The following is a 26,475-nucleotide window of genomic DNA, read 5'->3' as shown; positions in this document are numbered from 1 at the left end:
GAAACCCGGTCATGATATAGCACTGCTGCACCTCGTCCGGGTTCTGCTTTGCCCAGGCGTTGTCCTTGCGGGTGGTGTAATAGGTCGAGTAAATCTTGGCCCCCACCTTGGTCAGCTCCCCGGGGAACTCGGTGCCGTCGCAGTCGCGGATGGCGTCCGCCCCCCACCGGCGCAGGATGTCGATGGTCTCGGGCACCACGTCCAGGTTTGTGGGGATGGTGACGCGGCCCGTCAGCTTTTTATCCATCTTTTGCGGCTCCTTTCTGTGCTTGCTGTTGTTCGCTATCAATTTTTCTTAAAAATGCCATTCGTTTTTTCCAGCGGGAGTGTAACAGACGAAAGAGCTTCTGCCATTCACCACTATTTTTATCGTTCCTTCGCGTTGAGGAAACAGACGCAACGTTTTCACTCTACCCGCTTTCCACACAACATCCCACATAAGGCCCCCCGGCGTGCATACGCCCAGCAGGGCGCCGTCGGGCCAGGCTCGCGGCAGCGCGGGCAGCAGCAGAACTTCTTCGCTGCGCGCCTGGATAATCATCTCCACCATGCCCGCCGCCGCGCCAAAATTGCCATCAATCTGGAAAGGGGGATGCGCGCAGAACAGGTTGGGATAACTGCCGCCCCCCGCGAAATGTTCGGTCACCGTTCCTTCCACAAAACGCAGCTGCGCACACAGCAGCCTCCATGCATGTTCTCCGTCGCCCAGCCGCGCCCATTGGTTTAGCTTCCAAGCCAGGCTCCACCCCGTGCCCTCGTCGCCCCGCGCCTCCAAGCTCTTTTTGCAGGCCTCGGCAAGCTGCGGCGTCTTTTCCGGTGAGATGCGGCAGCCGGGATACAACCCATACAAATGCGAGATGTGCCGGTGATGCGGCTCGGTCTCCTCCACCGGGCGTTCCCATTCCAGCAGCCGGCCGTCTGGGCCCACAAGGGGAAGTTTCAGCCGTGCGGCCAGCCCGGCGTATCGGTCTGCTTTTTTGGGGTTTTCCAGAGCCCTTGCCGCAGCCGCGCAGTTTGAGAACAAATCGTACAGCAGCTCCTGCGTCATGGCACTCCAGCGCGCAACTGACACAGGCCCCTGCGCAGTCCCATAGCTGTTTTCCGGCGAGGTCGCCGGGCAAAAATACAACCTGCCGTCCGTATCCGGCTTTAAAAGGCCGTCGAAAGCCGCAGCGGCGTTTTCCATCAGCGGAAATCCGGTGCTTTCCAAATAGGCGGCGTCCAGCGTATACTCATAATACTCGTACACGGTGCGGCACAGCCACACGGCCCCCAACGGCCATAGGCCATAGCAGGCGCTGCCAGGCTGCCCTTCGCCCACAGGCGCCGCGAAGCGCCATAAGTCGGTATTGTGGTGCGCCACAAATCCCCGCCGTGCACCGTAGTAATCGGTCGCCGCCCGGGCGCCCGCCGCCTGCAGCTCCTCAACCATCTGGATCAGTGGCCATGCGCATTCAGTCAGGTTGGTGGAAAAAGCGGGCCAGTAATTCATTTCAGTGTTGATGTTCAACGTAAAATTCGAGCACCAGGGTGCGCGCATCTCTTCGTTCCAGATCCCTTGCAGGTTGGCGGGCTGCGTGTCGGGGCGCGAGGAGGAGATCAGCAAGTAGCGGCCATAGTGGAACAAAAGCTCAGCCAGGCCCACGTCGGTATTGTTTTCTCCAAAGCGTTTCAAACGCTCATCTGTGGGCAAAAAACGGTTCTGGCTTTGGGTTTTTAGCGTCAGCGAACAGCGCCCGGCATAGCCGCCATACTCACGGATATGCCCGTGGTACAGCCCGCGCCAGCCCAGAAGCGCGGCCTTTTTCACGCCGGCTAAACAGAGGGCGCGATATCCCTTTTGCGGGTTACTGGGCTCGGCATCGTATCCGCGAAAGCTGGTCTCGGCACACAGATAGAGATTGGCATATCCGGCGTGTTCCACATACAGGGTTTTGCCCCGGCATTTAAGCTCCCCGTCGGTGGCGACACTGGCGGCAAAGCAAAAGCCGATGCCGGGTCTGGCGGGATCGTACACCACCGGCCGCGCCGCCTCCACATAGGGCGGCGCCACGTGGCTTGGGCATTCTCCCAGGTACAGCAGTGTATTTTTTTCATGCTCCAGCCGGCCGTGCAATTCACTGCGCAGCCTGAGCGCAAAGGAGAGCGATTTGCCTCCATGGGCCGTAAGGCGCATCACCATGCAGCGCGCCGGCCTGCTGATAAACGCACGCCTTACAAAGCGCGCGCCGCCCGGCATTGTATACTCAACGCAGGTGCAGGCTTTTTGCAGATCCAGCTCACGGCGGTATGCCACAGGGCCCGCTCCGTGTGAAAACTCCAAAAGAAGCTCTCCCATGGGCAGATAGCTTTCGCCGAACGGGCCGCACAGGCCTTTTTCCAAAAGCCTTTGCGCCGCGGCGGCATCGCCCTGCTCCACCAGCGCGCGGCCGCGCAAAAAGAACTCCGTTTTGTCCTGTTTGCCAGGCTGCAGCGGCCGGCCGCTCCACAACGTGTCGTGGTTCAAACAAAAACGCTCCTGCATTACGCCGCCAAACTGCATGGCACCCAGCTCGCCGTTGCCCAGCGGTAGCGCCTCGTTCCAATTGGCGGCGGGCCTTGAATACCAAAGCAATCGTTCTCCCATGCCGTTCCTCCCTGATGAAAATATCTCGTGCTTACCCTTTCACGGCGCCGGCAGTGATGCCGCCCATAATCTTTTCCGACAGGAAAATGAACAGGATGAAAGTGGGCAGGAATACCATGACCACCGCCGCGAACAGCGCCGCCCAGTCGCCGGAATAGCGCATGCCGTCCACAATGGCCTGCAGCCCCAGCGCCAAGGTCCTGCGCTTGGAGGAATTGGCGAATACCAGGGCCCAGGTGTACTCGTTCCAGATGCTCACGAAATTGAAAATGGTCACCGACACGATACCGGGCTGTGCCAGCGGAAAGATCACCTTCCAAAACGCTCTCGTGTGCGTGCAGCCGTCCACCAGCGCCGATTCCTGGATTTCGTTGGGAATGGTAGCGAAAAAGCTGAGCAGGTAGAAGAGCGTGAAAGGCACTGCCGTGAAGATGTAAATGAGGATCAGCACGATCGGGTTTTTGGTCAGTTTCATCTGCACAACAATCATGTAAAGGGGAACCATCAGCATCACCGCCGGGATGCCCATCGCCGAAGAATACAGCGTGCTGAGCAGGCGTTTCCCCAGAAAATTGTATTTAGAAATGGCGTAGGCGGCCGGCGCCACGAGAAAGATCACGCCGAAACAGGCAAACATCGTATAGAACAGGCTGTTGGCGAAATAGCGCAGGATGTTGTGCTTTTCAATCACGGTCAGGTAGTTTTCAAGATGGATCCCGCTGCCGAACAAGCTGCCGGCAAAGATATCCTTGGTGGTGCTGAACGAGGCCAGAATGATCCACCCGATGGCGGCCACCGTGAACGCGCACCACAGCACCATGACAGTCACACCGAACCAATTTGAAGAAGTGCGGTGCGTCTTGTAAAATTTGTTCTTTTCCATCTTGCAGCACCTCCTCAATACTCATATTTTTCATTGCCGCAGATCAAGTTTACCACAAAGAAGATCAGCACCACGCACAGCGTCAGCAGCACGCCCATGGCGCAGCCGCCGCCTACGTTCAGCATGGAGGCGTTGCTGGCCCCCGAGCTGCTGCCCCCAAACACCATGCCGAACATGTAGTTAGCCGGCACGATGGTGGAAGGCTCCAGGGGATTCGTGGAGAACACGCGGCTCCACAGGAAGAAGTTGACCGCGCCGATGCCCCAGAAGGTCACCGCCGTTTTTGTGGTATCTTTCAGCAGCGGCATGGTGATGCGCCAGAACATCTGCAGCTTGCCGGCGCCTTCCATGCCGGCGTAATCGTAAAGATCCTGGGGGATCTTTTCCATCGCAGACATAAAAATGACCATATAGTACCCCACCGAGCCAAAGCAGAACGCGATCAGCATGGAGCGGAACGCCCATTCGGTGCTGGTCCAGGGAATATCGGCCAGCCAGTTTAGGTGCAACGCCTTGAAAAGGTTATGCAAAAGCCCATATTCGTTGTTGTAAATATACTGCGTCCACATGGTGACCATGGCCACGGGCGTGATCAGGTTCGGCAGGTACACAATGGCGCGCAGCAGCTTTTTGCCCCGCACCTTGCTGGAGAGCACCACCGCAAAAAATAGCGCCACGATAAAGGTGCCCACGCCGCCTACAAACGCGATCTTGATGATATTCGAAAATGCCTGCATCACCAGCGGGCTGCTGAACAGCTTGATGTAATTGTCGAGCCCTACGAATTCCCAGTCGGAAACAGGGGCCGCCAGGTTTTTCAGCTTAAAAAACGACATGTACACGGTGCGCACCGTGGGATATAGAAAAATCAGCAGGTATACCAGCACGATGGGCGCCACAAAGCCGCCGATCATCCTGCGTTCACTGTGTTTCACAATATCAGCTCCTTAAAAAGCACATGCGCGGCGTTCTTTCAATAAACAATACGGCCCAGCAGGGCTGGGCCGTATGTCTTGCAATTTTAATCAGCCCGCGTTTTTGCCCGCTTTAACAATGGCGGCATACGCGGCGTCGGCACTCTGCTCGCCCAGCATCACGGCTTTCACCGCCGGATCGATGACGGAATCAGCAATCTCGCCGCCCATGCTGGCGCCCCAGTTGATGTTTTTGGTGACGGCTGCCACGATAGGCTTTTGCCCCGCCATGGAAGCCGGCCAATCGAGGGAGCTGAGGTTCGGGGTCAGGCCGTGATCCAAAAAGTCTTTCTGGCAGTCCTCGCCCACAAAGTAGCGAAGCAGTTCGTAGGCGGCGTCCTTGTTTTCGGTATTGGCATTCACCACGAACGCCTGGCCGCCGATGCTGTTCTCCGTGATCTTGCCGCTGCCATCAGGCACGACAGGATAGGCAAAGTGGCCGTACGGGAAGTCGTCTCCGGCAGTCTCCGCATTTTCGGCGGCCATGAAGGAGGCGTTAAAGTACATGCTGGCTTCCTGCCGGGCAAACTGCTGCTGGCCGGCGGGATATTTATTGGTTTTGCAGCTGGCGGCAAAATAGCCCTTGCTCGCAAAATCCTCCAGGGCTTTCAGGGCGGCCAGCATGCCGGGATCATCAAAATTGTTGGTCTTCACCATCTCCTTGATGGCGTCCTCGCCGCTGTAGCGGGCCACATAGTACTTGAACATCATGGAGAAGTAGGCATCGTCGGTGACGATGGGCTCAAAGCCGGCCTGTTTCAGTTTGGCGCATACCGCGTCCAGCTCTTCCCAGGTCTCCGGCACCTTTTCAATACCGGCGGCCTTGAAATGCTCGGTGTTGTAGAAGAAGTCGATGCAGTACGGGTTATAGGGGACCGAGTGGCTTTTCCCGTCGGCATAATCTTTCGACAAGCCCTTGTCCCAGTCGATCAGGCCAGTCAGGATGGCATCGGAAAGCTTGGTGGTGCCGTCCAGCGAAAGGGAATCATAAAAGTCGGTCAGGTCCATCATGATGGTGGGGTCGGTTTGATAAAAGCTTGTGGGGTCGGAGTCGAACAGATCCACCTGTTCGCCGGCCTGAACGGCGGCGGACACCAGGTTCTTTACGTCGCGGCCGCTCCATTCCACCTCTACCGTCACATCGGGGTTGGCCTTTTCAAAACGTGCGACGGCCGCTTTCAGGATATCGGCCTGAGGCTCTGTCTCCTGCCACATGGACCAATACACTACGCTGCCCGACAAACTGGCGGGGGTGGTGCCGGATTCCGGCGCAGAGACGACGGGCGTGGACGGGGCGGGCGCCCCGCCGCAGGCGGCCAGGCTCAGGGCCATTACCGCGGCCAGAGTAAGCGCGAGAAACTTTTTCATTTTGTTGTTTCCTCCTTTTTTATGCTGTAATTTGGGCTTCGCCTTTCGCTTATCTTCAGCATACTTTTTCAGGAAGGTCAAGGGAAGTGGAGTGTGTTATAACTTTTTTCCGCTTTTCCCCAAGTACAGGCGGTTTTTCTTCGGCCGCTAAATAAAAACAGATTTTTGCTAAACAAAGACCGCTTTTCCCTGATCGGAAAAAGCGGTCTGCGGGCGAAGCTGCGCCCTCCTTTACATAGCGGGCGCTCTTCTTTTGTTCTGTTTTATCCTGTACCGACCACATCCCCTATCAACAGGTTGTCATCGATCTCCGTGTCGGAACAGTGCTCCAGTGTAACCAGCTTTTTTTTCGGCCACCGTCCCGGATAGGTATAGCTGCGAACGATCCGATTTCCATAAAAGCGAAGGCCCGCAGTACACAGCGCATACAGAACCCGTGCATCTGAGGTTTCAAAGGTATTATGCTCGATCCTGATCCCCCGGTGGCAGACGGCCCCCACATGCGGGCACGGCAGCTCGGGGTGGATGCTCACGATTCCCTCGCCTCCGCCATACGCCGAGGTGAGGCAGCAATCGGCAAAGTAATTTCCCCGGATCTTCACGTCCTGGCAGCGCCCGGATTCGTACCATGTACAGGCATCACCTGCAATCAGAATTGCCGCCCCTGCGGATTCAAAAATATTGTTTTCCACCAGCGCCGGTTTTGGCGTACAGAAAAGGAGACCGCGGGCGCGGCAGCTGCCGAACCAGTTGTTGCGGCATATAAGCGCCGCCGTGCGCGTTAGGTTTTCCAGCGAGCCGGCTGTGAAGGCCGCTTGCGGCAGTGGCGCTTCGAACTCCAGGCGAAAGGTCTCGGGGGTACACAGCTCATATCTTTTTACCGTACCTTGCGCCGCCTCGCTCATCTCTTGGGCATCCAGAAGTGCGACCGTGTGCCCCGGCAGCGCCCACCGCGCAAACCCTTTCGACTGCGGATGCATAAACCTCCCCATAACCGTGTGCGCATCCAGCCGCCTTTCAAGCTTTGCCGCGATCCCGTGCAGGTTCACAGGGTCATCCATCAACCCCAGAAAGCTGCATTCTTCCACCCTTACGGTCCCGCTGTCGGCACTCAGGTGGATACCGTCGTCGTGCCCCGAGGCAAAGCAGCGCCCCTTCGCCCGGTTTGGCAGCATTTTAACGCGCCAAAACCGCAGATTCTCCGAAAACTGCGCCAAAATTCCCAAGCCGCCGCTGGCGTGCATCGTAAGATTTTCAACTGCAATATCCGTGCTGTCCTGGATTAGGATCCCTGGATGCTCGCGCCTTCCATGCCGCAGCACCACAATATTTCCTTGCTGCGGCCGGTGTGCGGCAAAGTCTCCATAAAAGCGCACCACCTCCTCTGAAACCTGCTGTTGGACTGTGTTTGGAAACGTATCGCCGCGGCCGTACGCCACCTTTCCCGTGCGCGCATCAAACTCGGTATGTGAGCCCCTCCACAGGGGCTCCTGCCAATCGCCTCCGTCAAAAATCAGTTTTCCATCTTCGACATGAAACGGATATAATTGTTTGTTTATTTTCAAGTCAATGAAATCGTCGTGAACCGCGATTATTTCTCCCTCGGAGGTATGAGGGATGTCCCAATCGATCACCAGGTTTTTCAGCGTGATGTCCCGGCACCCGTCCAGAGCAATAGGCATTGTCTGCCCATGAAACAGAATCTCGGCGCCACAGCCGTTCAGAACAATACCTTTCCGGCGGCGCAGCCAAATCGAAACGCGATGGCACCCCACCGCATCCGAATTGGAAAGCGAGTATTGTGCACGTCGTGCGCTGCCCGCATCAAACCGATACACGCCTGGCTCCAGTACCAGCTCGCTATTGTCCGGCAGCCGATCGAACGCCGCTTCAAACGCCGCTGTGCAGTCCCCCTGCATGTGGGCTGTCAAGCCCAGTTCGGGTGAAAAATACCGTTTCATCGTTTACGGTTTGACCCCCATTTCCTTTGCCAGGGCCGTTACCTCCGCCACGGCCTCATCCAGCGGCGTGATTCCCCTAAGCCGCTCCAAGGCCTTTGGCCAGGCAGTCACTGCGTTCTCTTCTCCCAGGATCACCTTCACCATTTCGCTTTGTACATCGCGGTTTGCAATAAGATTATTTTTGGCCGGTGTGGAGAGGAAAATGATGCTGAAATTGTAATTCACCCGCACGGTATTGTTCCTGCTCCATTCTCGATAGGCGCGTGCGGCCTCTACGTTTTGTTGGCCGTAATTCAAAAAATTGCCCGGCGTTTTTGCATAGAGCCCATCCTGGTTCCACTCGGCCAGAGAACCGAAGACCGTGAGGGAAGGATATTTGCCCAGAGCATATTGCTTTTCATCCAGCACCTGGACGCTGCCGTCTTTTGCTTTGCAATAATCTTCTCCCGGCAGCCCGTAGTTTCGTATTTCTTCAAATTCATCGGTGAGCAGCCAGTCGTAGATTTTGAGAATCTTCGCCATCTTTTCCTCCGACACATTTGCGCCGAAATACGATTCCGACCAGTGCAGACTGGTGGTGAATCGATATCTTTGGCCGTCCGCAGCAGGCCAAGGGGGAAGGATACATACCCGCCTCTGAATCTCATCGTCGGAATAGCCCTGCGCGCGCATCTCCTTTATTATCCCGTGGTACTGGCTCGCGATCACACCCACCTGGCCTTCAATAAAAGATTCGATTGCCTCGTTGGTGGAAATATACGCAAAATTTGGATCCAGCAGGCCTTGATGGTACAAATCGCGCATCGCTTCCAGCGCAGGCCCGGTTTTTTCAGACATGTATACGGGGATCCATCGATCATTTTCATACATCCAGCCGCGTTCCGTATTCGACAGCTCCGGGAACAGGCTCAGGTACACGGCCTCCAGCGTGTTCAGGTGGGTGCACGTCATGCCGACGGTGTTGTGCTGACCGTCTCCATCGGGATCGCCCTCAGTAAACTGCCGCAGCAACTCCACATATTCTTCCCAGCTCTCCGGGAGGCCGAGGCCCAGTTTTTCCATCCAGTCTTTGCGGGCCACCAGGCAGCGGTCGACCACCCAGGACTCCTCTTCGGAATAGGTGAGGCGCGGAATGGCATAGTAGCGCCCGTCCGTGCGCATAAACCGCTCACAGTAGGGCTGATCCAGATAGGCGGCCAAATTTGGGTACGCGGTGAGATCTTTGGGCAGCGCGCGGACCTTATTGTGGGAGATCCAACTCTCATAGGCCGAGGAGCCATAAATATCGTGCGCGAATATATCGGGCAGATTGTCGTTGGCGGCCATCTGTTGCAGACGCTGCGGATAGTTGTCATAATTGAAAGAGACCGGCACAAAGCGCACGTTGAATTTTGCCTCGATGTACTGCTGCACTGCATCGCCCACCAGGCACTCCTCCACATTCCAGAAGCCCACGGATATCTCCGTGGGCGGCTGCGGGTTTTCCTGCCCTGAAGTCGTCGAGGAAAGCGGTGCCTGGCTACAGCCCGCTGCCGCGCATAAAACAAGCGCGCCAGTTAGAATGCCACAGAGCATTTTCCGCATCAGAGGATCCCCTTTCTTACTTTGTATAACCGGTTTTATTATAACATGTGGTCTCCCTTTTGGGCATTGCAAAAAATTGGTTCACATTTAGCTAAAACAGTCTCGGGTTTAGTTTTGTGAAAGGCTGCATTGAAAACGAAAAAAAATTCCTTTATATTAATAGTAAAGGGTATCGGGAGGTAGTGCAATGCGCAGCTGGTTTCAAAAGAAAACGCTCTCCACGCAGCTGGTCATCATCATTGTCACAAGCCTTTTCTGCCTGTTTGCCGCGCTCAATGTCTTCACATACCGCGCGGCCAAAAATTACGAGGCCTCTCAGCGGGCTTATCTCAGCGACCTGACCTCGCAGCTTGAGATGACGGTCCAGTCCAATTACAACTCGCTCTCCCAGATCGCGCGGCTGGTCGCCTATAATGAGGACGTGCAGAATTATCTTCTGGCCGCCAATCCCAAAGAGCGTTATGTGCTTTATACCACACTTGTGCGCAATCTTACAGATATCTCCACCCTGAACAGCCAAATTTTAGATATCGTGATCGTAAACAGCGAAAACCAGCGCATCAACCTTTCCGATACCACCTATTCATTGCCGCAGATCGACTGTGCAGACAGTCTGCTGCACCTCTCCACACTGCAAAGGAGAGGCGGGCACGGCGCGTATCTTGTGGCCTGCAAAACCATCAACTCTATCGACAGCTATAATCAGACCAGCCAGCAGATCGGCTCGGTCTATCTGGTGCTTGCGCCGGCCGCTTTTACCAGCGGCGAGGAATTTGGGGCTTTTGCGGGTGACAGTGATATTTTTCTGCTGGACGCCGCGGAAAATATTCTTTGGCAGAATTCGGCGGCGGATGAGGTAGTGCGTACGCAGCGGGATAAAGCTGCGGTCGATGAACGCATTCCCTCCACAAATTTCCGTGTATTGGCTTATCACAACAGCCGGCTCTCTTATATTTCCCAGATCTATGGCGAGCAGTGGCCCGTGCTGCTGTTGCTGCTTGCGCTGACGGGGATTCTGCTGGGCATCTGGTTTTTGTTCGCCCACAACACCGTGCGGCCGTATAAAGCGCTGATCCGCTTTTTTGACGAGAGCAAACAGGACGGCCTGGAGACCCTGCGCCGCAGCATCTCGCTTACCGGCTCACGTGAGGCGCAACTGGTCGGCAACGCCGTAAACAACATGCTGCAGGAGATCCACGACCTCACCGAGGAGCTCATCACCTCCAACTCCCGGCTGTATGAAAGCGAGCTCTTGGCGCGCCAGGCCGAGCTGATGCACCTGCGCAGCGAAATCAACCCCCATTTTCTTTATAATACACTGGAGACGATGGTGGGCATTGCCTACAGTGAAAACCAGCCGGAGCTGGCACGCATCGCGCGCGCGCTCAGCGTGATCTTCAAATACAGTGTCAAGGGCAAGGACCGCGTACCCCTGCGCGACGAGATAAAGGTGGCGCAAAATTACCTGTCCATCCAGCAGTACCGTTTTAAAGGGCGGTTCGAGGTAACGTATGAGCTCCCTGACATATGCATGGAGCGCATGATCCCTAAAATGGTGCTGCAGCCCCTGATCGAAAATGCCATCGTGCACGGCGTGGAGCATCAGGAAAAGCTCTGCCATATCTGCCTGCAGGCACGGGAGGAGGCCCATGTCCTGACGCTGACCGTCACGGACGACGGAGGCGGCATACCCAAAGATGTGTTGGCCGCACTGCGGCGTGATTTGGATACGGGCCCTCCGTCACAGGGTACCACGAATTCGCGGCATATCGGCCTGCGCAACGTGAACGACCGCATCCGCCTGATGTATGGGCAGGTCTATGGAGTTACCCTTGCCAGCACGCCGGGCCGGGGCACAACGGTTCAGCTTAGGATCCCGATCTTGGAACACGGAGGTGAAGAACAATGTATCAGGTGATGATCGTGGACGATGAGCAGATGGTGATCAACAGCCTGGCAATGGGCTTTGACTGGAACGCCCACGGCTACGAGATCGTAGCAACCACAACAAACAGCAGTGAGGCGCTGGGCATGATCCAGTTCATCCGGCCCGACGTGGTTTTTGCGGATATCAAAATGCCGGTGGTGACCGGCATCGAGCTGATGCGCCGCACGCGGGAAAAGCTGCCGCAGATACAGTTTGTTTTTATCAGCGGCCACGCCGATTTTACCTACGCCCGGGAAGCGGTCTCCCTGGGCGCTCTGGCCTATTGCCTAAAACCGCTGGAGGACGAGGAGATCGAGGCCGCGCTGGCGAGCGTGACCCGCAAACTGGATGCCCAGCAGGAGGTCATTCAGTCGTCCTTCGGACGACTGATGCGGGCGCCCGGCCCACAGGCGGGCGCCGATTTCCTCGCCCGGCTCTTCCCCAATGAAGTGCCGCCGGATTCGCTTGTGGCCGCAGTCAGCGTGGGGCGCGCCAACCGCCTGCTGGCCGGGAATGTGAGCTACTTTTCCCTGTGCGTATCCGGGGATACCTATTTGTATCTCATCACCTCCAACGCGGAGTATCTCTCCTCCGTCCCCTTCCGCACCGCCCTGCTGAACGCCGCGGCGCAGCGGCAGATCAAAGCGTTTGCCTGGCGGCGCGCCGCGCAGCCCGTAAAATTTCTTGCCGAGGGGCTGGTGCCCCTGTTTGACGCTGCCTACTCTTATTTCACCGGCGCTCCGGTGACTCTGGGGGAGGCCGCGCCGGAGCCGGAGGCCCGCCCTGAGGATTTTTTAAAAACGGCCGCCTCACTGGCAAACAAGCGCCAGACGATCGAGTTGCTGGAGCTTGTGCGGGGCGCGCAGAAGCATTGCCCGCCCGTACTTCCCTCGCAGGCAGTAACGCTGTACAATCTGTGCCTCGGCCTTACCAGCCGACTGCAAAACACGATGTGGGAACCAACGATCCGCTATATTTACGAGCTGGCCTCACAGTACGGCGATATGCCGCGCTTGCTCTTGGCCCTGGAGCGCCTGCTGGCGCCCGTCGCCGGCAGTTTTGACCCGGATAATATACACAACGAGACCTTCCGCAAGATCCTGGATGAGGTAAATCATAATTTTGTGGACGTCTCTTTTCAGGGGTTGTGCGAAAAATATTGCATCAATGCCAGTTATCTGTCTCAGCTTTTCAAAAAGGAGATCGGCGTCACCTTTACCAGTTATCTGACGGGCCTGCGCATCCAATATGCCAAGGAATTGCTGGAGACCACCCCCATGCGCATCAACGAGATCACGGAAAAAGTGGGCTATGGCTTCGATTACAACTTTACAAAGATCTTCAAAAAAGAGACCGGCTTTACCCCCCGTGAATACCGCGAGCAAAAGCGGAAGGAAGGTGTTTTATGACACAAATGATCTGCCTGCGGCCCGTGCCGGACTGCATTTATCTGCCCGGCCTGCGCGCGTTGGAGAAATATGGTAGGCTGTATTTGGGTGACGGTGGTGTCCCGCTAGAAACGGTGCAGGGCACAGACCTGCATGTTTCGTTTGACGGCTGTCGCATCCGTATTGTTTGCCCCGACGCAGCGGGCTTTTTCCGCATGGTTGGTTACTTACTCCAGCATGTCCCAAGGGGCATGCCCTTCGAGGTCAGGGAAGTGCCGCAGTTCAAGCTGTGCGGAGCCATGTTCGACTGCTCGCGCAACGGCGTTTTATCGGTGGAGGGGTTCAAAAAACTGGTCTCTTCCATGGCCCTGATGGGGATGAACGCCGTGCTGCTGTACATGGAGGATGTCTATACCGTGGAAAGTCAGCCCTATTTTGGCTATTTCCGTGGCCGATATTCGCATGGCGAACTGCGTGAGATGGACGATTTTGCCGCCTGTCTGGGGCTGGAACTGATTCCTTGCATCCAGGCACTGGGCCATCTGGAAAAAGCACTGCGCTGGCCTATGCTCAAGCCGCTGCAGGATACGCCCAGCGTGCTTTTGGCAGATGACAGCAGCACAGAATTTGTAGAAAGCATGTTAGACGCCCTGGCTGAAAATCTGCGCACCCGGCGTATCCATCTGGGTATGGACGAGGCGCAGGGGCTTGGGACGGGCCGTTACCGTCAACTGCACGGCGAGGTGCCCGCTCTGGAGATTCTGCGCGGGCATCTGGCCCGTACCGCAGCCTTGTGTGCAGCGCGTGGACTGCGCCCCATGGTATGGAGCGACGTATGCCTGTGCCAGTTGTCGGCGCTGCACGACTACTACGACACGGCTCCTGTGCCCGCCGCTTTGGCCGCGCAGGCGTCGGCTATCGTGCCGGCCGGGATGGACCTTGTTTACTGGGATTATTATCACACAAAGCAAGCGGACTATGCTGCCCTGATCCGCCGCCACCGGCTGCTTGGGCGTATGCCGGTATTTGCCGGCGGCGCCTGGACGTGGAACGGGTTGGCACCCAATTACGGCCTGGCATTTCGCGGTACAGATTGCGCTCTGACCGCCTGCAAAGAGCTTGGCGTGGAGGAGGTATTCTGTACCTGCTGGGGCGACAACGGCGCTGAGACCAGCCCTCTTGCGGCCATGCCTGTACTGCAGCTCTTTGCAGAGCATGCCTATCGCTCCATAGTAGAGCAGGCCGCGCTTCCCGCGCGTTTTGCCGCCTGCTGCGGCGGCAATTGGCAAAGCTACCTGCTGCTGAATCAATTTGATGAGACACCGGGCGTCCAGGTGGGCAATCCGCATTGGAGCAATCCGTCGAAATATCTCTTTTATCAGGACCCGTTGCTGGGTTTGTTCGATTGGCATGTGCAGGGGCTCTCGCTGCGGCAATGGTATGGGGATCTGACCGCCCGGCTGGAAGGTCTGGAGCCTCCAGCAAAGGCAGAGGACGAACATCTTTTCCGGCATTATCTTCTGCTGGCCCGTGCTTTGCAAGGCAAGGCATTGCTGGGCGCTGAACTAACGGCGGCCTACCGCAGTGGTGACCGGGAATCGCTGCGGCGCTGCCTCACGGAGCTGGAGACACTTCCGGCTCTCGTCGAGGAGCTGCGGGGATCTTGGAGTTCCCTTTGGCTGGACACCAACAAAGTGTTCGGCTTCGAGGTGATCGACATGCGCCTCGGGGCGCTGTGCGCGCGGCTGCGCTGCGCACGGGAAAAACTGCACGCATATCTGAGCGGAGCGATCGACCGCGTTGAGGAGCTGGAGGCGGAGAGGATGCCCTTTGATGGGGATGATACCCCTGGGCATCTGCCGGACTGCGCCCTATGGGATCGCATCGTTTCCGCAAACCCTGTCTCCGCCATCTGAGGAATTCCCGGTCGTATGCTGCTAAACGGCAGCACGAAAAATATAAATCCCGGCTCTTGTTTTGCACCTTTCGCAGTGATAAGCTTTGCAGGGTAAACATACCGACGGGAGGATTTTTTGATGATGAAAACAGTGGCGATCCTGGGCTGCGGAACGCGCGGTATGATCTACGCGCGTGAGCTGGGCAAATATCCGCAGATCTCGGTGACGGCGGTCTGCGACACGGTGGAGGAAAAAGCCCGGCAGGCCCGCCTGCTGAGCGGCGGTAGCGCGGAAATTTTCACCGCCGAGGAAGAGTTTTTTGCCGAAGGCCGCCGGGCGGATGTGCTGGTGATCGCCACGCAGGATCGTGACCACTACCGTCACGCGATGCGCGCCCTGGAACAAGGCTATCAGCTCTTGTTGGAAAAACCCCTCTCCCCCTCGGAGGAGGAGTGCTTTGCCATTGGCCGGAAAGCACGCGAGGTGGGGGCGCTGGTTTTGGTGTGCCATGTGCTGCGCTATACCGACTTTTATAAAACGGTGGCCGGCATCGTCCACTCTGGCCGGCTGGGCCGTATCATCAACATCAACCACACCGAAAACGTGGGCTACTGGCATTTCGCACACAGCTTCGTGCGGGGACCCTGGCGCAACGAGACCGAGAGCTGCCCGTTGGTACTCGCCAAGTGTTGCCACGATCTCGACCTGCTTTATTGGCTCATCGGCTGTGACTGCACCCGGGTGACCAGTTTCGGGGCCACCACGGTTTTCTGTGCTGGCGCAGCCCCCCAAGGCTCCGCCGCTTACTGCCTGCAGGGCTGCGAGGTAAAAGGCAGCTGCCCCTTTGACGCTGAGAAGATCTATTTGCTGCCGCGCGCCACAGGCGCCGCGCCGGTACTGGGCGACGCCGGGCTGCAGGTAGTGGGCAAGCCCGGCTGCACCGCGCAGGAGTTGCGCGAAGCCCTGAAAAGCGGCCCGTATGGGCGCTGTGTGTATCGCTGCGATAACGATGTGTGCGATCATCAGGTAGTGAATATGGAGTGGGCAAACGGGGCTACTTCGTCCCTTACGATCACCCCCTTTACCAAGGACTGTTACCGCCGCATCAGCATCTCCGGCACACAGGGCGAGCTTTTTGCCGCTGACAGCGGACACGAAATCACAGTCAATACCTTCCTCGGTGACCGAACCGAAATGGTCACGGTGGACGATCATGCCGACCAGGGGCATTTGGGCGGCGATGTTGGCATCGTGCGCACCTTGGTGGATATCCTAGAGGGCAAAAAGGTAGACCCCGATTATTTCACCACCATCGATATCACCCTGAAATCCCACGCTATCGCCTTTGCGGCAGAGCGGGCACGGCAGAGAGGGTGCTCTATTGTGCCCTCTATTTTCTGATGAAACTTATGATACCCGGCTAAAGGATATATCGCTGAGAGGTAATATAAATAGGGGCAAGTTCAAGAAATGAACTTGCTCCTATTTGCTTTTAGATAGCGCCCGATCCTCCGCAGACAATCTTTTTGCGATCACTTCTTGCCATCCTGCCAAAAACGGCAAGTCGTCATTGATGTCTTCCAATTGGCCATCCCCAAATGTTCTTTTCTGCCGAATTGTACTGTCAGGCTCAATTTCCAAGGTGTAATACGCGTCCTGCACAGCGGTTACTTTACGAAGAAAAAGAATAAAGGCTTCTTTCCGGGATATCCGGTCTAAGTACCGGGGTGCCGTTGCTGACGCAATTGATCGGGATATGACTGCCGCTTGCCTGTCCGAAAATTGCAGTAAGGCGGGTAACAGGCACGGCGCCGCTCTCAATCAGATCCCGCAAAACCATGCCGGGGCCAACAGGTGGAAGCTGGTCCACGCCGCCCACAAACAGGATGCTGGAGGAAGATGAACGCCTGCTGAAAAGAGAACTGGAGAGATTTTGATCCAGCATGGACGTTTCATCCACGATTACAAAATCTGCTGTTAAGGGGGCTGCCGAAGTCATGTACTCGGTGTCATCGTCAGCGACGATCCTCAAAGCGCTGTGGAGCGTGCTTGCCGCATGGTGACAGATTTCCGCCATACGGCGGCTGGCGCGGCCGGCAGGTGCAGCCAGTAGGACTTGACCTCTTCCCAGATCTGCCATCGCAAACGGCATGGGCAGCTTTGGTATCCGCTTGCCAGACTCGAAATTCTGGATCGTGCGCGCCGAGATATCCAGCTTTTCCGCAGCTTCTTCCTGCGATAGTTTTGCCTCCTTTCGCTCGACTTGATAGCTTGTGCGTGTTTTTTGCTTTTTTCTCAGCGCAGCTCCAGCTTTACCACCGTATCCGCAGCGTCGGGCAGCGGCTGCGTTTCGTTCGCCCGGGCCGCCAGGCTCAAAAAAGTGTACCCCGGGTAATTCGCTGCGGCCCAGCCCTCTTGCAGCACCTCCACCTGGCTGCCGGAATACAGCAGGCTGGCGCGGCGGATCTGCTGCGGGGCGATTCCCCGAAGGGCCAGCGGGCCCACCGGCTGCTGCATCACATGCAGATACACCGTTTTCCCTTTTGCAGTCGCCCGGCAGCCAAAGGCCGAGACAGCCTGGTCCGCAGCGCCGCACCCGTAAATGCTCTCGCCGTTGCAGCGCATCCAGGCCCCGATCTCCCGCAGGATCTCCTGCGCCGGGGCGGGCAGGGCGCCCCGGGCATTGGGCCCCACGTTCAGCAGATAGTTCCCCCCTTTGGAAACACAGTCCGCCAGCTGCCGGATGCACACCGCGGCGCTCTTGTAGGCGTGGTCGGCCTCGGTGTAGCCAAAGCTGTTGTTCATGGTCTGGCAGGCCTCCCAGCACACCGGCGCTCCATCCGGGCCCGCAAGGGGCGCCGGCGGAACGATTTGCTCCGGGGTCGCAAAATCGCCGGCCCAGGGGGTGGGCCGCTCGGAGAGAAGGCTTCCCAGCGAGCCGCCGCTGGCTTCCAGCCGGCTGTTCAGCAAAATGCCGGGCTGCAGCGCCCGCACCATCTCCACCAATTCCCGGGCGTGCCAGTCCTCCCCGGTATGGCCCTCATAGGAGAAATCGAACCAGAGGAGGTCAAGCTTTCCATAACCGGTGCACAGCTCCCGCACCTGTGCGTGCAGATAGGCCAGATAGCGCTCAAAATCGCATTGCCCACACCGGCGCGCTTCGCTGCCCCGCAAGGGGTGGAAGGGGTCGGCATAGGCCGGGTAATCGGGGTGATGCCAGTCCACCAGCGAGTAATAAAGGCCGACCCGCAGGCCCTCGGCGCGGAAGGCCTCCAGATATTCCCGCACCAGGTCTCGCCCCGCGGGGGTATTGGTCGCTTTGTAATCGGTATAGGCCGAGTCGAACAGGCAAAACCCCTCGTGGTGCTTTGCGGTGAGCACGGCGTACTTCATCCCCGCCTGCCTTGCCATGCGGGCCCAGGCCCGGGGGTCGTAATCGGCCGCATCAAACGCGCCGAACGCCCGGTCGTATTCCTCCGGGGGCACCCGTTCCATGCTTGCGTACCACTCGCCCCTGGCGTGCACCGCATACAGCCCCCAATGGAGGAACATGCCAAAGCGCGCCTCCTGGAACCATTGCGTATCAGCCATGGCGGCTCACCCCGCTTTCCAGCAGGCTGAACAGTTCTTCCCGCGCACTCAGCAGCTCGCCGCCCCGGCGGGTATATTCCCGGAAGCTGGTGCAGACCTTCCGAATGATGCCGTCGGCTTCGGCCGGGGCCGCCGCCGCGGCCTGCATCAGCAGTTCACATTCCTCGGCTCCCGCCCGCTGGGCCTCAAACCGCATACTGCGCCAGGGCCCCGCCGGGCCCGGGTAAACGATGTGCGCGTCGCCCGCGGGCAGCAGCGCGCCCTTGTGGGGGCAGCAGGCGCTGTGCCGCAGGTCATCGCCGATGTAGTAGTTGAACCCCCAGTGCAGAAAGCCGGTGAGGCGGTAGAGCGCCCCCATCCACAGCACCGCGCGGCTCGCCGTGAGGGGCAGGTCCATGCTGCGGTTCATAATAGGCCCTGCGGGAAACGCGCAGGTGTAAAACCACATTTCCTCCCCGGCAGCCTTCAGCGCTTCATAGGCGCCGCGCCATTTTTCATAGGTGTCCTGCTTGGGCACCCACACGTCAATGCCGCCCCCCAGATTGGTCGTTTCCACCGCATCGATGATGGGCACGCCGGGCAAAAACTTGCGGAACATCCCCGCCAGAATGCGGTAGGTGCCGTCGTTGTGGGTCTGCGGCTCGTCCGCCAGGGCCTGGGTCATGCAGCCCTGCCAGCCGTTCCTGCGTACGACCTGCGCCCACCGGGTAAAATACAGGCGCATTTGAAGGTAGCCCTCCGGGGTGCTCACGCCGGTGCTGTCGTCCCAATTGGGATAATACTCGCTGTCGTCCCACTCGTGCCAGTGGGCAACGTGGCCGCCGCACAGCTTCACCGCGCCCTCCTCCAGCGCAATGCGGCCCGCCCGCTCGGCCGCCGAAAAGTCAAAGCCGGCCAGCGCCCCATTTTGGAACACCGCCTCGCCCGGGGGCAGCAGGATGTGGGTGCAGCGCATCTCAAGCTGCGCGCGCACATATTGCCGGAACAGCTGCCAGTACGCCTCACCGCCCGGCTCCACCCCGTGCTGGGCGGCCAGCCCCTCGTAATTAAAAAAGTTCAGCATGGAAAACCGCGCCGCGGCAAGGGGGGGCACCTGCGCGCTGTGAACCGTGCACCGCACGGGAACGCGGGTCTCGGCCGTGCCCTCGGCAATCACCAGTTCCCCGGTGTAAACGCCGGGCGCCTGTTCGGGCGCCGCCTCGGCGCAGAGATACAGGGCCAAACGCCCCGCCGCCAGGCCCTCCTCCACCGGGCGCAGTGCGTCGTACACCTCAAACGGCGCGCGGCGGGTGACGAACGCCCTGCAGCTCTCGTAATCGGTGGTGGTCATCAGGGTGGGGGAGGTGTTCTCGTTCACGCCCACCGGGGCCAGCTGGTAAAGCTGCACCCGCGGGCCGCCGCTCTGCCGCCAGGCAAAGCGAAGCCGCACCGGTGCGGCGGGCGCCTCCCCCAGGATCTGGGCGCCGGCGTGCCCGCCCCGCGCCGCGGAAAGCCGGACCTCATCCCCGCCGCCATGGGGCGAGTCGGGGTAAAGCCAGTCTGCGTCTGTAAAAACCGAATATTTCATAAAGCGTCTTCCTCCTCTGGCTCTTCCGGCTCAATGGCCGGAATGATCACCGTCACGGTGGTGCCTTTGCCCGGCCCGCTCTCGCAGAACAGGCCGTAAGGCGCGCCGTAGGCGATGCGCAGCCTGTCGTAGATATTGCGCACGCCGTACCCTCCCACCGTCTCCGCAATGCCGCCGGGGGGCGGGGGCGCAAAATTGGCAAGCCGGGTGGCCTCGTCCATCCCGGCGCCGTCGTCCTGAATCACAATCACCACCCGCCCCTCTTCCCGGCAGGTGCGCACCAGCAGGCGGCCGGTCTTGGCGGGGGTCTCAAAAATGCCGTGGATGATGGCGTTTTCGATCAGGGGCTGCAAAATGATCTTGATGACCTGGCAGCGGCCGGCGGCCGGGTCCAGCTGCCACTCCGCGCGCACCCGGCCCTCAAAGCGCATGTTCTGGATGTCCACATACAGCTGCGCGTGCCGCAGCTCGTCCGCCAGCGGGATTACCTCCCGCCCGCGGCTGAGCGAGAGCCGGTAAAACTGGCTCAGCTCGTGCACCATATGGCTGATCTGGGGCACGTCGTTGGCAATGGCCGTGCAATTGATCAGGTCCAGCGAGTTGTACAGAAAATGGGGGTTGATCTGCGCCTGAAGGGCTTTGAGCTCCAGGTTCTTGATCTGGCGGCCCTGCTCCACCTTTTCCTCCATCAGGGTGTCGATCCGCTCCATCATCTGGCTGAAGCTCCCCATCAGCTGTGCGATCTCGTCGTCGCCGATGGGCTCCAGCCGGGCCGTCACATCCCCCTTTTCCACCGCCTGCATGGTGCGGGTGAGCAGCGAGATCCGCTCCAGGGACGACCGGCTGATGGTATAGGCCAGGGCGTAGGCCGCCACGGCCAGCACGATCACCACCAGCAGCATGCCGGTGCGCAGCTGCCGGCTCAGCCGCAGCACATCGTCTGTGGGCAGCACGCTCACCATGTGCCAGGTGGGGTCGCTCAGGGCGCTGCACTGGGCGTAATAGCTTTTTCCTCCCACCCGGATGCGGTCCCACCGGCCGCTGCCGCAGGCCGGCAGGTTCTCCACCAGCTCCGCCAGGTCCGCTCCGGCAGGGGCGGGGGAGGTGCTGTACAGCACCTCGCTGCCGCGCAGCAAAAAAAGCGTTCCGTTCTCGGTGATCGAGGTATCTCCCGCCAGCCTGGCAATGCGCCCGGCGTCCACGTCCGCCCGCAGCACCGCCAGCGGGGTGTTCACCTCCCGCGGGTTATAGATCACCTGCATCGACGAATACCATTCCCGCTCGCCGGCCGGCTGGTCGGCAAAATCCGGCGGCGAAAACCACCGCCGCCCGCCCTGCTCCGAGAGCAGGCCGAACCAGCCGCTGTTTTCCACCTCGCTGATCTGCACGATGCCGCTCTGGCCGGCGGCGTAGGGGTAATCGTTGTTCACGTACAGCCGGATGCGCCCCACGCCGGACAGATCGCACAGGTGCCGGAAGGTCAGCGAGAGCTGATCCGAGTCCTCCAGCCGCCGGATGTATGTAAAATCGCCCGGGTCGTTGGAGGCCATGGCATACACCAGCGGGTCGCTGGACAGGATTCCCAGCACCCCGTCCAGCTCGCTGAAGGTCTGCTGCAGCGACAGGCGGGTGTCGTCAAACGCGTTCTGCGCGGCGGCAAAGGTCTGCTGCTCCACCGCGCCGCGCATCCGCAGGTAAGCGTACAGGGTAAACAGGCCCAGCGGCAGCGCCACCAGCAAAAAGTAGACCCACAAAAGCTTGGTGCGCAGCCGCCCGCGGGAGGGCGAAAGCCACCGGACCAGCCTATTCCTCATGGCAGTGCCTCGCCCGGTATTGCCTGGGCGAAAGCCCGGTCTCACGGGTAAACAGCTTTACAAAATACTTGCCGTCCCCATAGCCGACTGCGTTCGCCACCTCGTACAGCTTTTGCCGTGAGCGCACCAGCAGCTCCTTGGCGTGCTGCAGGCGCAGCTCGGTGAGCCGCTGGTTGATGGTCTTGCCGCAGCTCTTTTTATACGCCGCGCACAGGTAGGTGTGGGCAAAGCCCAGGTCGGCGGCCATCTGCTGAATGGTAAGGCTGCTGTCCGGGTAGCGCTGCTCCAGATAGCGCTCCACCCGCGCGGGCACGTCCATATCCTGCGGCTCGGCCACGGCAAAGTATTCCCGCTCGGTCTGCCACAGGGCCTCCCACAGCTGCTCCAGCGTTTCCTGCTTGGCCGCGGTATACAAAAGGAAATCCGTTTTTTCGGTCACCGTGGTGATGTTGTGGCTCTCAGCCGCGGCCAGAAACAAAAACACGATCTGGCAGTAAACATGCCGCAGGTATTCCGGGTCAGTGCCCTCGCAGCGGAACATCTCCTCCTCCAGGCGGCGCAGCGCGGCCTCGGCCTCGGGCCTTTTCTGGTGCTTGATCAGCCGGTCCAGCTCGCTGATCCGGCTTTTGCCCCCGCTGAACGACCGGTCGTTCAGCGGGGGTCCGGCCTCGCCGGTCCCCCGAAAAAACACTCTGCGCGGGTCCGGCCCCGCCTGGGCCTGCAGCTCCTGCAAAACCCCGCGCAGCACCCCTTCGATCTCCTCCAGGTCAATGGGCTTTTCCACATAGCTGGCCGCCTTCACCCGAATGGCGCCCTTGAGATACTCCTTATCCGAGTAGCCGCTCAAAAACACAAACTGGCAGGCCGGCAAAAATTCACGCACGGCGGCCGCCATTTCCAATCCATTTTTCCGCGGCATTTTTATGTCGCTGATCACGATGTCCGGCCGGCACTGCCGCGCCTGTTCCAGCCCCTCCTCCCCGTCCGAGGCCTGCTCCACCCGGCTCACGCCAAGCCCGGCCCAGGGCAGCCGCCGGCACAAAACCGTACGGGGCATCAGTTCGTCGTCCACGATCAACACCGTAAAGCCCATCTGTGCGCTCCCTCCCATGCTTTCTGTCTGTATCAATCATATACAAAAACAGCAAACACTTCAATCTCAATTGGTGCAAAAAACTAAAAATTCCCAAAACAGCATAATTTTAACCCCCTTTCAAAATCCAGTCCCGTTGTTTTTGCCCGGCAACTCTGTTAGGATGGAAACCAGAAACAGACCGGCATCCGGAAAGGGGCAACACAGATGAAGGAAAAAGGGCATCCACTTTTGCGGGATCTGCGCCAGAACAGGGTCAAGTGGCTCATGCTGCTGCCCGCGGCCGTCGTGGTGATCCTAATGTGCTATATCCCCATGAGCGGCATTGTGCTCGCGTTCAAAGAGTACAACTACCACGATGGTATTTTTGGCAGCCCCTGGGTCGGGTTCAAAAACTTTCAATACTTTTTCCAGTCGGGCAAGGCGTGGACCACCACCCGCAACACCATCCTCTACAACATCGCGTTTTTGTGCGTGAACACGTTTTTGCAGATCGTCTGCGCGGTGCTGCTCAGCGAGCTGGCAGGCAAAAAATTCAAGCGTTTCAGCCAATCGGTCATGTTTTTGCCCTACTTCATCTCCTGGGTGGTTGTGGGCGCGTTTGTTTACAACCTGTTCAATTATGAATTCGGCGCCGTGAATTCCCTGCTGAAAAGCCTCGGCATGATGCCTGTGGACGTCTACTCCAACAAGGGGGCCTGGCCGCTCATCCTGGTGGCGGCAAGCGCCTTCAAAAACGTGGGGTATGGCACGGTGATGTACCTGGCCAGCATCGTGAACATCGACGAACAGCTGTTCGAGGCGGCCGATCTGGACGGCGCCACCATGTGGCAGAAGATCTGGCACATCACGCTGCCCTGCATCCGTCCCACCATCGTGATCCTGTTCCTGCTGGCCATCGGAACCATCATGAAGGGCGATTTCCAAATGTTCTGGCAGGTCACGGGCAACAACCCCATGGTGCTGGAAGTGACCGACGTGATCGACACCTACGTGACCCGCTCGCTGCTCACCCTGCAGGAATTCGGCATGACCAGCGCCGCGGGGCTGTACCAGTCCTCCATCTCCTTTGTGCTGGTGGTCCTTGCAAATAAGATCGTGAAAAAGGTGGAACCTGACTATGCGCTGTTCTGACCAAAACAAACGCCGGGAAAGGGGGCGGGCTTTATGATTATTGCAAAACAGCGCTCCCGCAGGCGCATCGGCCGCGACCGGGTGGTGTTCAACCTCATTTCCTACCTGGTTCTGACCCTGCTCTCCGCGGCCTGCCTGCTGCCCTTTCTGCTGGTGCTCAGCGGCTCTTTTTCAGACCAGCAGTCCATCCAGCTGAACGGCTACAGCCTGCTGCCCAAAAACGTCTCGCTGGACGCATATAAAATGCTGTTCCGCATTCCGGAAGAGCTGCTGCGCGCGTACGGGGTCACGATCCTGGTCACATTTATGGGCACCTTTTTCGGGCTTCTGTTCACCAGCATGGCCGCCTATGTGCTGGCAAGCCATACCTTCCGCTACCGCTACCAGGTGTCCTTCTTCTTTTATTTCACCTCGATCTTCGGGGGCGGCCTGGTGCCCTGGTACATCTTCAACACAAAGTACCTGCATTTTCACAACAACATCATCTCCATGATCCTGCCCATCCTCATCAACGTCACCTACCTGCTCATCCTGAAAAGCTACATGATGAGCATTCCCGAGGCGCTGTATGAGTCGGCCCGGCTGGACGGCGCGGGCGACTTTACCGTTTATCTGCGCATCGCGCTGCCCCTGTGCAAGGCCGGGCTCGCCACGGTGGGGCTGTTCATCGCCCTGAACTATTGGAACGACTGGTACAACGCCATGCTGTTTCTGGACGAAGGCCGCCGCGATCTCTACCCCCTGCAATACTTCCTGAACAACATCCTCACCAAAGCGCAGGCCATCAACGCGGCGGCGGCCCGAAGCGGCATTCCCGCCAGCGACGTTCCCACCGAGCCCATGAAACTGGCCATGACGGTGGTGGCCACCGGGCCCATCGTGCTGCTGTACCCCTTCCTGCAAAAGTATTTTGTAAAGGGCGTTACCATCGGCGCGGTAAAGGGCTGACCCACGCGGCAAGATCCATTGCGGATCCGTTTGATATACATACGAAGGAGGAAAAACAATGCGTAAACACTTCAAAAAGCTATCCCTGCTGCTGGTCCTGGCTCTGCTGCTGGGCGCCCTGGGCGCCTGCGGCCAGCCCGCCTCCAGCGCCCCTGCCAGCGTGCCGGCTTCCGCCGGCTCCACCGCGGCGGGGCCGGAAAAACCCGACACCTCGGAGCCGGTAACCCTGACCATGTACCTGATCGGCGACCGCCCTGTGGACAACGACGAGGTCTTTGCCAAAATCAATGAAAAGCTCAAGGCCGAGATCAACGCCACCATCGACCTGAAGTTCATGAGCTGGGGCGAATACGAGCAGAAGTACCCCCTGATCTTCGCCTCCGGCGAGGATTGGGACATCATCTACACCGCCGACTGGTGCTTCTACAACGCCCAGGCCACCAAGCAGGGCTTCTGGGAGATCACCCAGCAGGCGCTCGACACCTATGCGCCCATGACCGCGCAGACCATCTACCCCGAGGCCTGGGAGCAGGCCAAGGTGGACGGCAAGGTCTACATGCTGCCCATGAACTACAAGGAGATCACCGCCTATGTTTACATGGCACGGGGCGATCTGATGGACAAATACGGCATCCAGTCCGTGGCCTCCCTGGACGAGGCCGAGGCGTATATGGACGCCATCGCAAAGAACGAGCCCACCCTGATCCCCCTGGATGTGGGCTCCGACTACGACAAGCTGTTCATCTTCGACCGCATGTGGAACAAGGCCAACTGGGAGAGCCCTGAAAAGGTGGTGGGCATCGGCCCCTGGCAGGCCATGTCCAGCGTGAGCGAGCTCGACGACGCTGCCCCCGTCAAGGGCAACGCGGACCAGCCCGAATTCCTGAATGTGGTCACCCGCCTGAAGGACTGGCGCGACCGCGGCTTCTGGAGCAAAAATGCGGTGGTCAATACCCAGAACAACACCGAGAGCTTCCAGGCCGGCAAATCCGCGCTGGCGCTGATGAACGTGAACACTGCAAAAAGCGTTTATGCTCAGATCACCGCCGAGCACCCCGAATGGGATGTGCGGGTGTTCGACGCGCAGGAGGATGTTCCCCCCGTGCTTAACTCCTTTTTGGCCAACGGCATGAGCATCTTCTCCAAGTCCAAGCACCCCGAGCGCGCGCTCATGGCTCTGGATTATCTGCGCAACGACCCCGAGATCAACAGCCTGTTCTGCTACGGCATCGAGGGCAAGCATTGGCAGGCCTCCGGCGACGGCGCCCTGGTCTCCCTTGCCGACAGCTCCAATTACCCCTACGACGGCAACTGCAACTGGGGCGTGCGCAACGACGCCACCTGGCGCGTGGTGGAGGGCGGCATCCCCAATTTGACCGAGATGAACAAGGCCTGGCAGGCCAGCGCCCGCAGCGGCCGCTACCAGACTTTCGTGTTTAACGACGCCAATGTGAAGAACGAGATCGCCGCCATGGGCGAGATCTTCAACACCGATTACAAGCTGCTGGGCCTGGGCTTTACCGACGACCCGGCGGCGGACATCGCAAAGCTCCAGACCAAGCTGCAGGCCGCCGGCGCGGACAAAGTCTACGCCGAGCTCCAAAAGCAGGCGCTGGAATTTATACAGAACAGCTGACACACACCTTTTCATAGCGGCAAAGGGGGCGGGGCGACAGGCCCCGCCCCCTTTGCCGTATCCGCCGTGGCTTTTAATCTGTA

19 protein-coding genes and 1 pseudogene are annotated in these 26,475 nt (G+C 58.9%); 7 read left to right on the top strand and 13 right to left on the bottom strand.

The features are described from left to right. The 7 genes from ACMLHZ_RS10430 to ACMLHZ_RS10400 form a co-directional block, all read right to left on the bottom strand. Positions 1-247, bottom strand: a 247-nt coding sequence (locus tag ACMLHZ_RS10430) for a 1,3-beta-galactosyl-N-acetylhexosamine phosphorylase N-terminal domain-containing protein (RefSeq protein WP_418667659.1), incomplete at its 3' end; no start/stop codon positions are given. A gap of 48 nt (positions 248-295) precedes the next feature. Next, on the bottom strand, positions 296-2,626 hold the full coding sequence (locus ACMLHZ_RS10425; RefSeq protein ID WP_418667658.1) for a glycosyl hydrolase family 95 catalytic domain-containing protein: 2,331 nt from the start codon (positions 2,624-2,626) through the stop codon (positions 296-298). 31 nt (positions 2,627-2,657) lie between these two features. Further along, positions 2,658-3,509: a carbohydrate ABC transporter permease gene (locus tag ACMLHZ_RS10420; protein WP_418667657.1), complete on the bottom strand. Its 852-nt coding sequence runs from the start codon at positions 3,507-3,509 to the stop codon at positions 2,658-2,660. Positions 3,510-3,523: 14 nt separating this feature from the next. Then, positions 3,524-4,444: a carbohydrate ABC transporter permease gene (locus ACMLHZ_RS10415; protein ID WP_418667656.1), complete on the bottom strand. Its 921-nt coding sequence runs from the start codon at positions 4,442-4,444 to the stop codon at positions 3,524-3,526. A 90-nt stretch (positions 4,445-4,534) separates the two neighbouring features. Next, positions 4,535-5,851: an ABC transporter substrate-binding protein gene (locus tag ACMLHZ_RS10410; RefSeq protein ID WP_418667655.1), complete on the bottom strand. Its 1,317-nt coding sequence runs from the start codon at positions 5,849-5,851 to the stop codon at positions 4,535-4,537. 263 nt (positions 5,852-6,114) lie between these two features. After that, complete coding sequence (locus ACMLHZ_RS10405; RefSeq protein WP_418667654.1) at positions 6,115-7,812, bottom strand: hypothetical protein; 1,698 nt, start codon at positions 7,810-7,812, stop codon at positions 6,115-6,117. Between the two features lie 3 nt (positions 7,813-7,815). Beyond that, entirely contained in the window at positions 7,816-9,396 is a 1,581-nt protein-coding gene (locus ACMLHZ_RS10400) for an extracellular solute-binding protein (protein ID WP_418667653.1), read from the bottom strand. 187 nt (positions 9,397-9,583) lie between these two features. Here ACMLHZ_RS10400 and ACMLHZ_RS10395 point away from each other — a divergent pair, with 187 nt between their 5' ends. From ACMLHZ_RS10395 to ACMLHZ_RS10380, 4 genes are all read left to right on the top strand, one after another. Continuing rightward, the gene (locus tag ACMLHZ_RS10395) at positions 9,584-11,314 is read left to right on the top strand and encodes a sensor histidine kinase (protein ID WP_418667652.1); all 1,731 of its coding nucleotides are present in this window, start codon (positions 9,584-9,586) and stop codon (positions 11,312-11,314) included. After that, positions 11,302-12,732 carry a response regulator transcription factor gene (locus ACMLHZ_RS10390; RefSeq protein WP_418667651.1) on the top strand — a complete coding sequence of 477 codons (1,431 nt, stop codon included), beginning with the start codon at positions 11,302-11,304 and terminating at the stop codon, positions 12,730-12,732. The genes ACMLHZ_RS10395 and ACMLHZ_RS10390 overlap by 13 nt, the downstream gene beginning before the upstream one ends. Continuing rightward, positions 12,729-14,627 carry a beta-N-acetylhexosaminidase gene (locus ACMLHZ_RS10385; protein WP_418667650.1) on the top strand — a complete coding sequence of 633 codons (1,899 nt, stop codon included), beginning with the start codon at positions 12,729-12,731 and terminating at the stop codon, positions 14,625-14,627. The genes ACMLHZ_RS10390 and ACMLHZ_RS10385 overlap by 4 nt, the downstream gene beginning before the upstream one ends. 120 nt (positions 14,628-14,747) lie before the next feature. Continuing rightward, positions 14,748-16,010: a Gfo/Idh/MocA family protein gene (locus ACMLHZ_RS10380; protein ID WP_418667649.1), complete on the top strand. Its 1,263-nt coding sequence runs from the start codon at positions 14,748-14,750 to the stop codon at positions 16,008-16,010. A gap of 271 nt (positions 16,011-16,281) precedes the next feature. Here the strand turns inward: ACMLHZ_RS10380 and ACMLHZ_RS10375 are convergent, their stop codons facing one another. The 6 genes and pseudogenes from ACMLHZ_RS10375 to ACMLHZ_RS10350 all read right to left on the bottom strand — a co-directional run bounded on the left by ACMLHZ_RS10375 (position 16,282) and on the right by ACMLHZ_RS10350 (position 22,674). Continuing rightward, positions 16,282-16,761 (bottom strand): AAA family ATPase, encoded by a 480-nt coding sequence (locus tag ACMLHZ_RS10375; protein WP_418667660.1) that lies wholly within the window; start codon positions 16,759-16,761, stop codon positions 16,282-16,284. A 9-nt stretch (positions 16,762-16,770) separates the two neighbouring features. Then, a pseudogene (locus ACMLHZ_RS10370) lies at positions 16,771-16,908 on the bottom strand (helix-turn-helix domain-containing protein); the annotation flags it as partial. Then, positions 16,905-18,200, bottom strand: a complete 1,296-nt coding sequence (locus tag ACMLHZ_RS10365; protein ID WP_418667648.1) for an alpha-L-fucosidase — start codon at positions 18,198-18,200, stop codon at positions 16,905-16,907. The pseudogene ACMLHZ_RS10370 and the gene ACMLHZ_RS10365, both read right to left, overlap by 4 nt. After that, entirely contained in the window at positions 18,193-19,767 is a 1,575-nt protein-coding gene (locus tag ACMLHZ_RS10360) for a DUF4091 domain-containing protein (RefSeq protein ID WP_418667647.1), read from the bottom strand. Before ACMLHZ_RS10360 ends, ACMLHZ_RS10365 begins: the two co-directional genes overlap by 8 nt. Then, entirely contained in the window at positions 19,764-21,581 is a 1,818-nt protein-coding gene (locus ACMLHZ_RS10355; RefSeq protein ID WP_418667646.1) for a cache domain-containing sensor histidine kinase, read from the bottom strand. Before ACMLHZ_RS10355 ends, ACMLHZ_RS10360 begins: the two co-directional genes overlap by 4 nt. After that, entirely contained in the window at positions 21,571-22,674 is a 1,104-nt protein-coding gene (locus ACMLHZ_RS10350) for a response regulator transcription factor (RefSeq protein WP_418667645.1), read from the bottom strand. Before ACMLHZ_RS10350 ends, ACMLHZ_RS10355 begins: the two co-directional genes overlap by 11 nt. Before the next feature lie 207 nt (positions 22,675-22,881). Between ACMLHZ_RS10350 and ACMLHZ_RS10345 the strand changes: the two genes are divergently transcribed. The 3 genes from ACMLHZ_RS10345 to ACMLHZ_RS10335 are packed head-to-tail and all read left to right on the top strand — an operon-like array spanning position 22,882 to position 26,392. Continuing rightward, positions 22,882-23,808: an ABC transporter permease gene (locus tag ACMLHZ_RS10345; RefSeq protein WP_418667644.1), complete on the top strand. Its 927-nt coding sequence runs from the start codon at positions 22,882-22,884 to the stop codon at positions 23,806-23,808. A gap of 33 nt (positions 23,809-23,841) precedes the next feature. Next, positions 23,842-24,756, top strand: a complete 915-nt coding sequence (locus tag ACMLHZ_RS10340) for a carbohydrate ABC transporter permease (protein WP_177562763.1) — start codon at positions 23,842-23,844, stop codon at positions 24,754-24,756. A 58-nt stretch (positions 24,757-24,814) separates the two neighbouring features. Next, complete coding sequence (locus tag ACMLHZ_RS10335; RefSeq protein ID WP_418667643.1) at positions 24,815-26,392, top strand: ABC transporter substrate-binding protein; 1,578 nt, start codon at positions 24,815-24,817, stop codon at positions 26,390-26,392. Positions 26,393-26,475: the final 83 nt, after the last annotated feature.

The sequence above is a fragment of the Allofournierella sp. genome (assembly GCF_048388525.1).
GTDB lineage: Bacteria > Bacillota > Clostridia > Oscillospirales > Ruminococcaceae > BQOK01.
The sequence above is the reverse complement of the archived record's forward strand: the minus strand, read 5'-3'. Positions and strand labels throughout refer to the sequence as shown.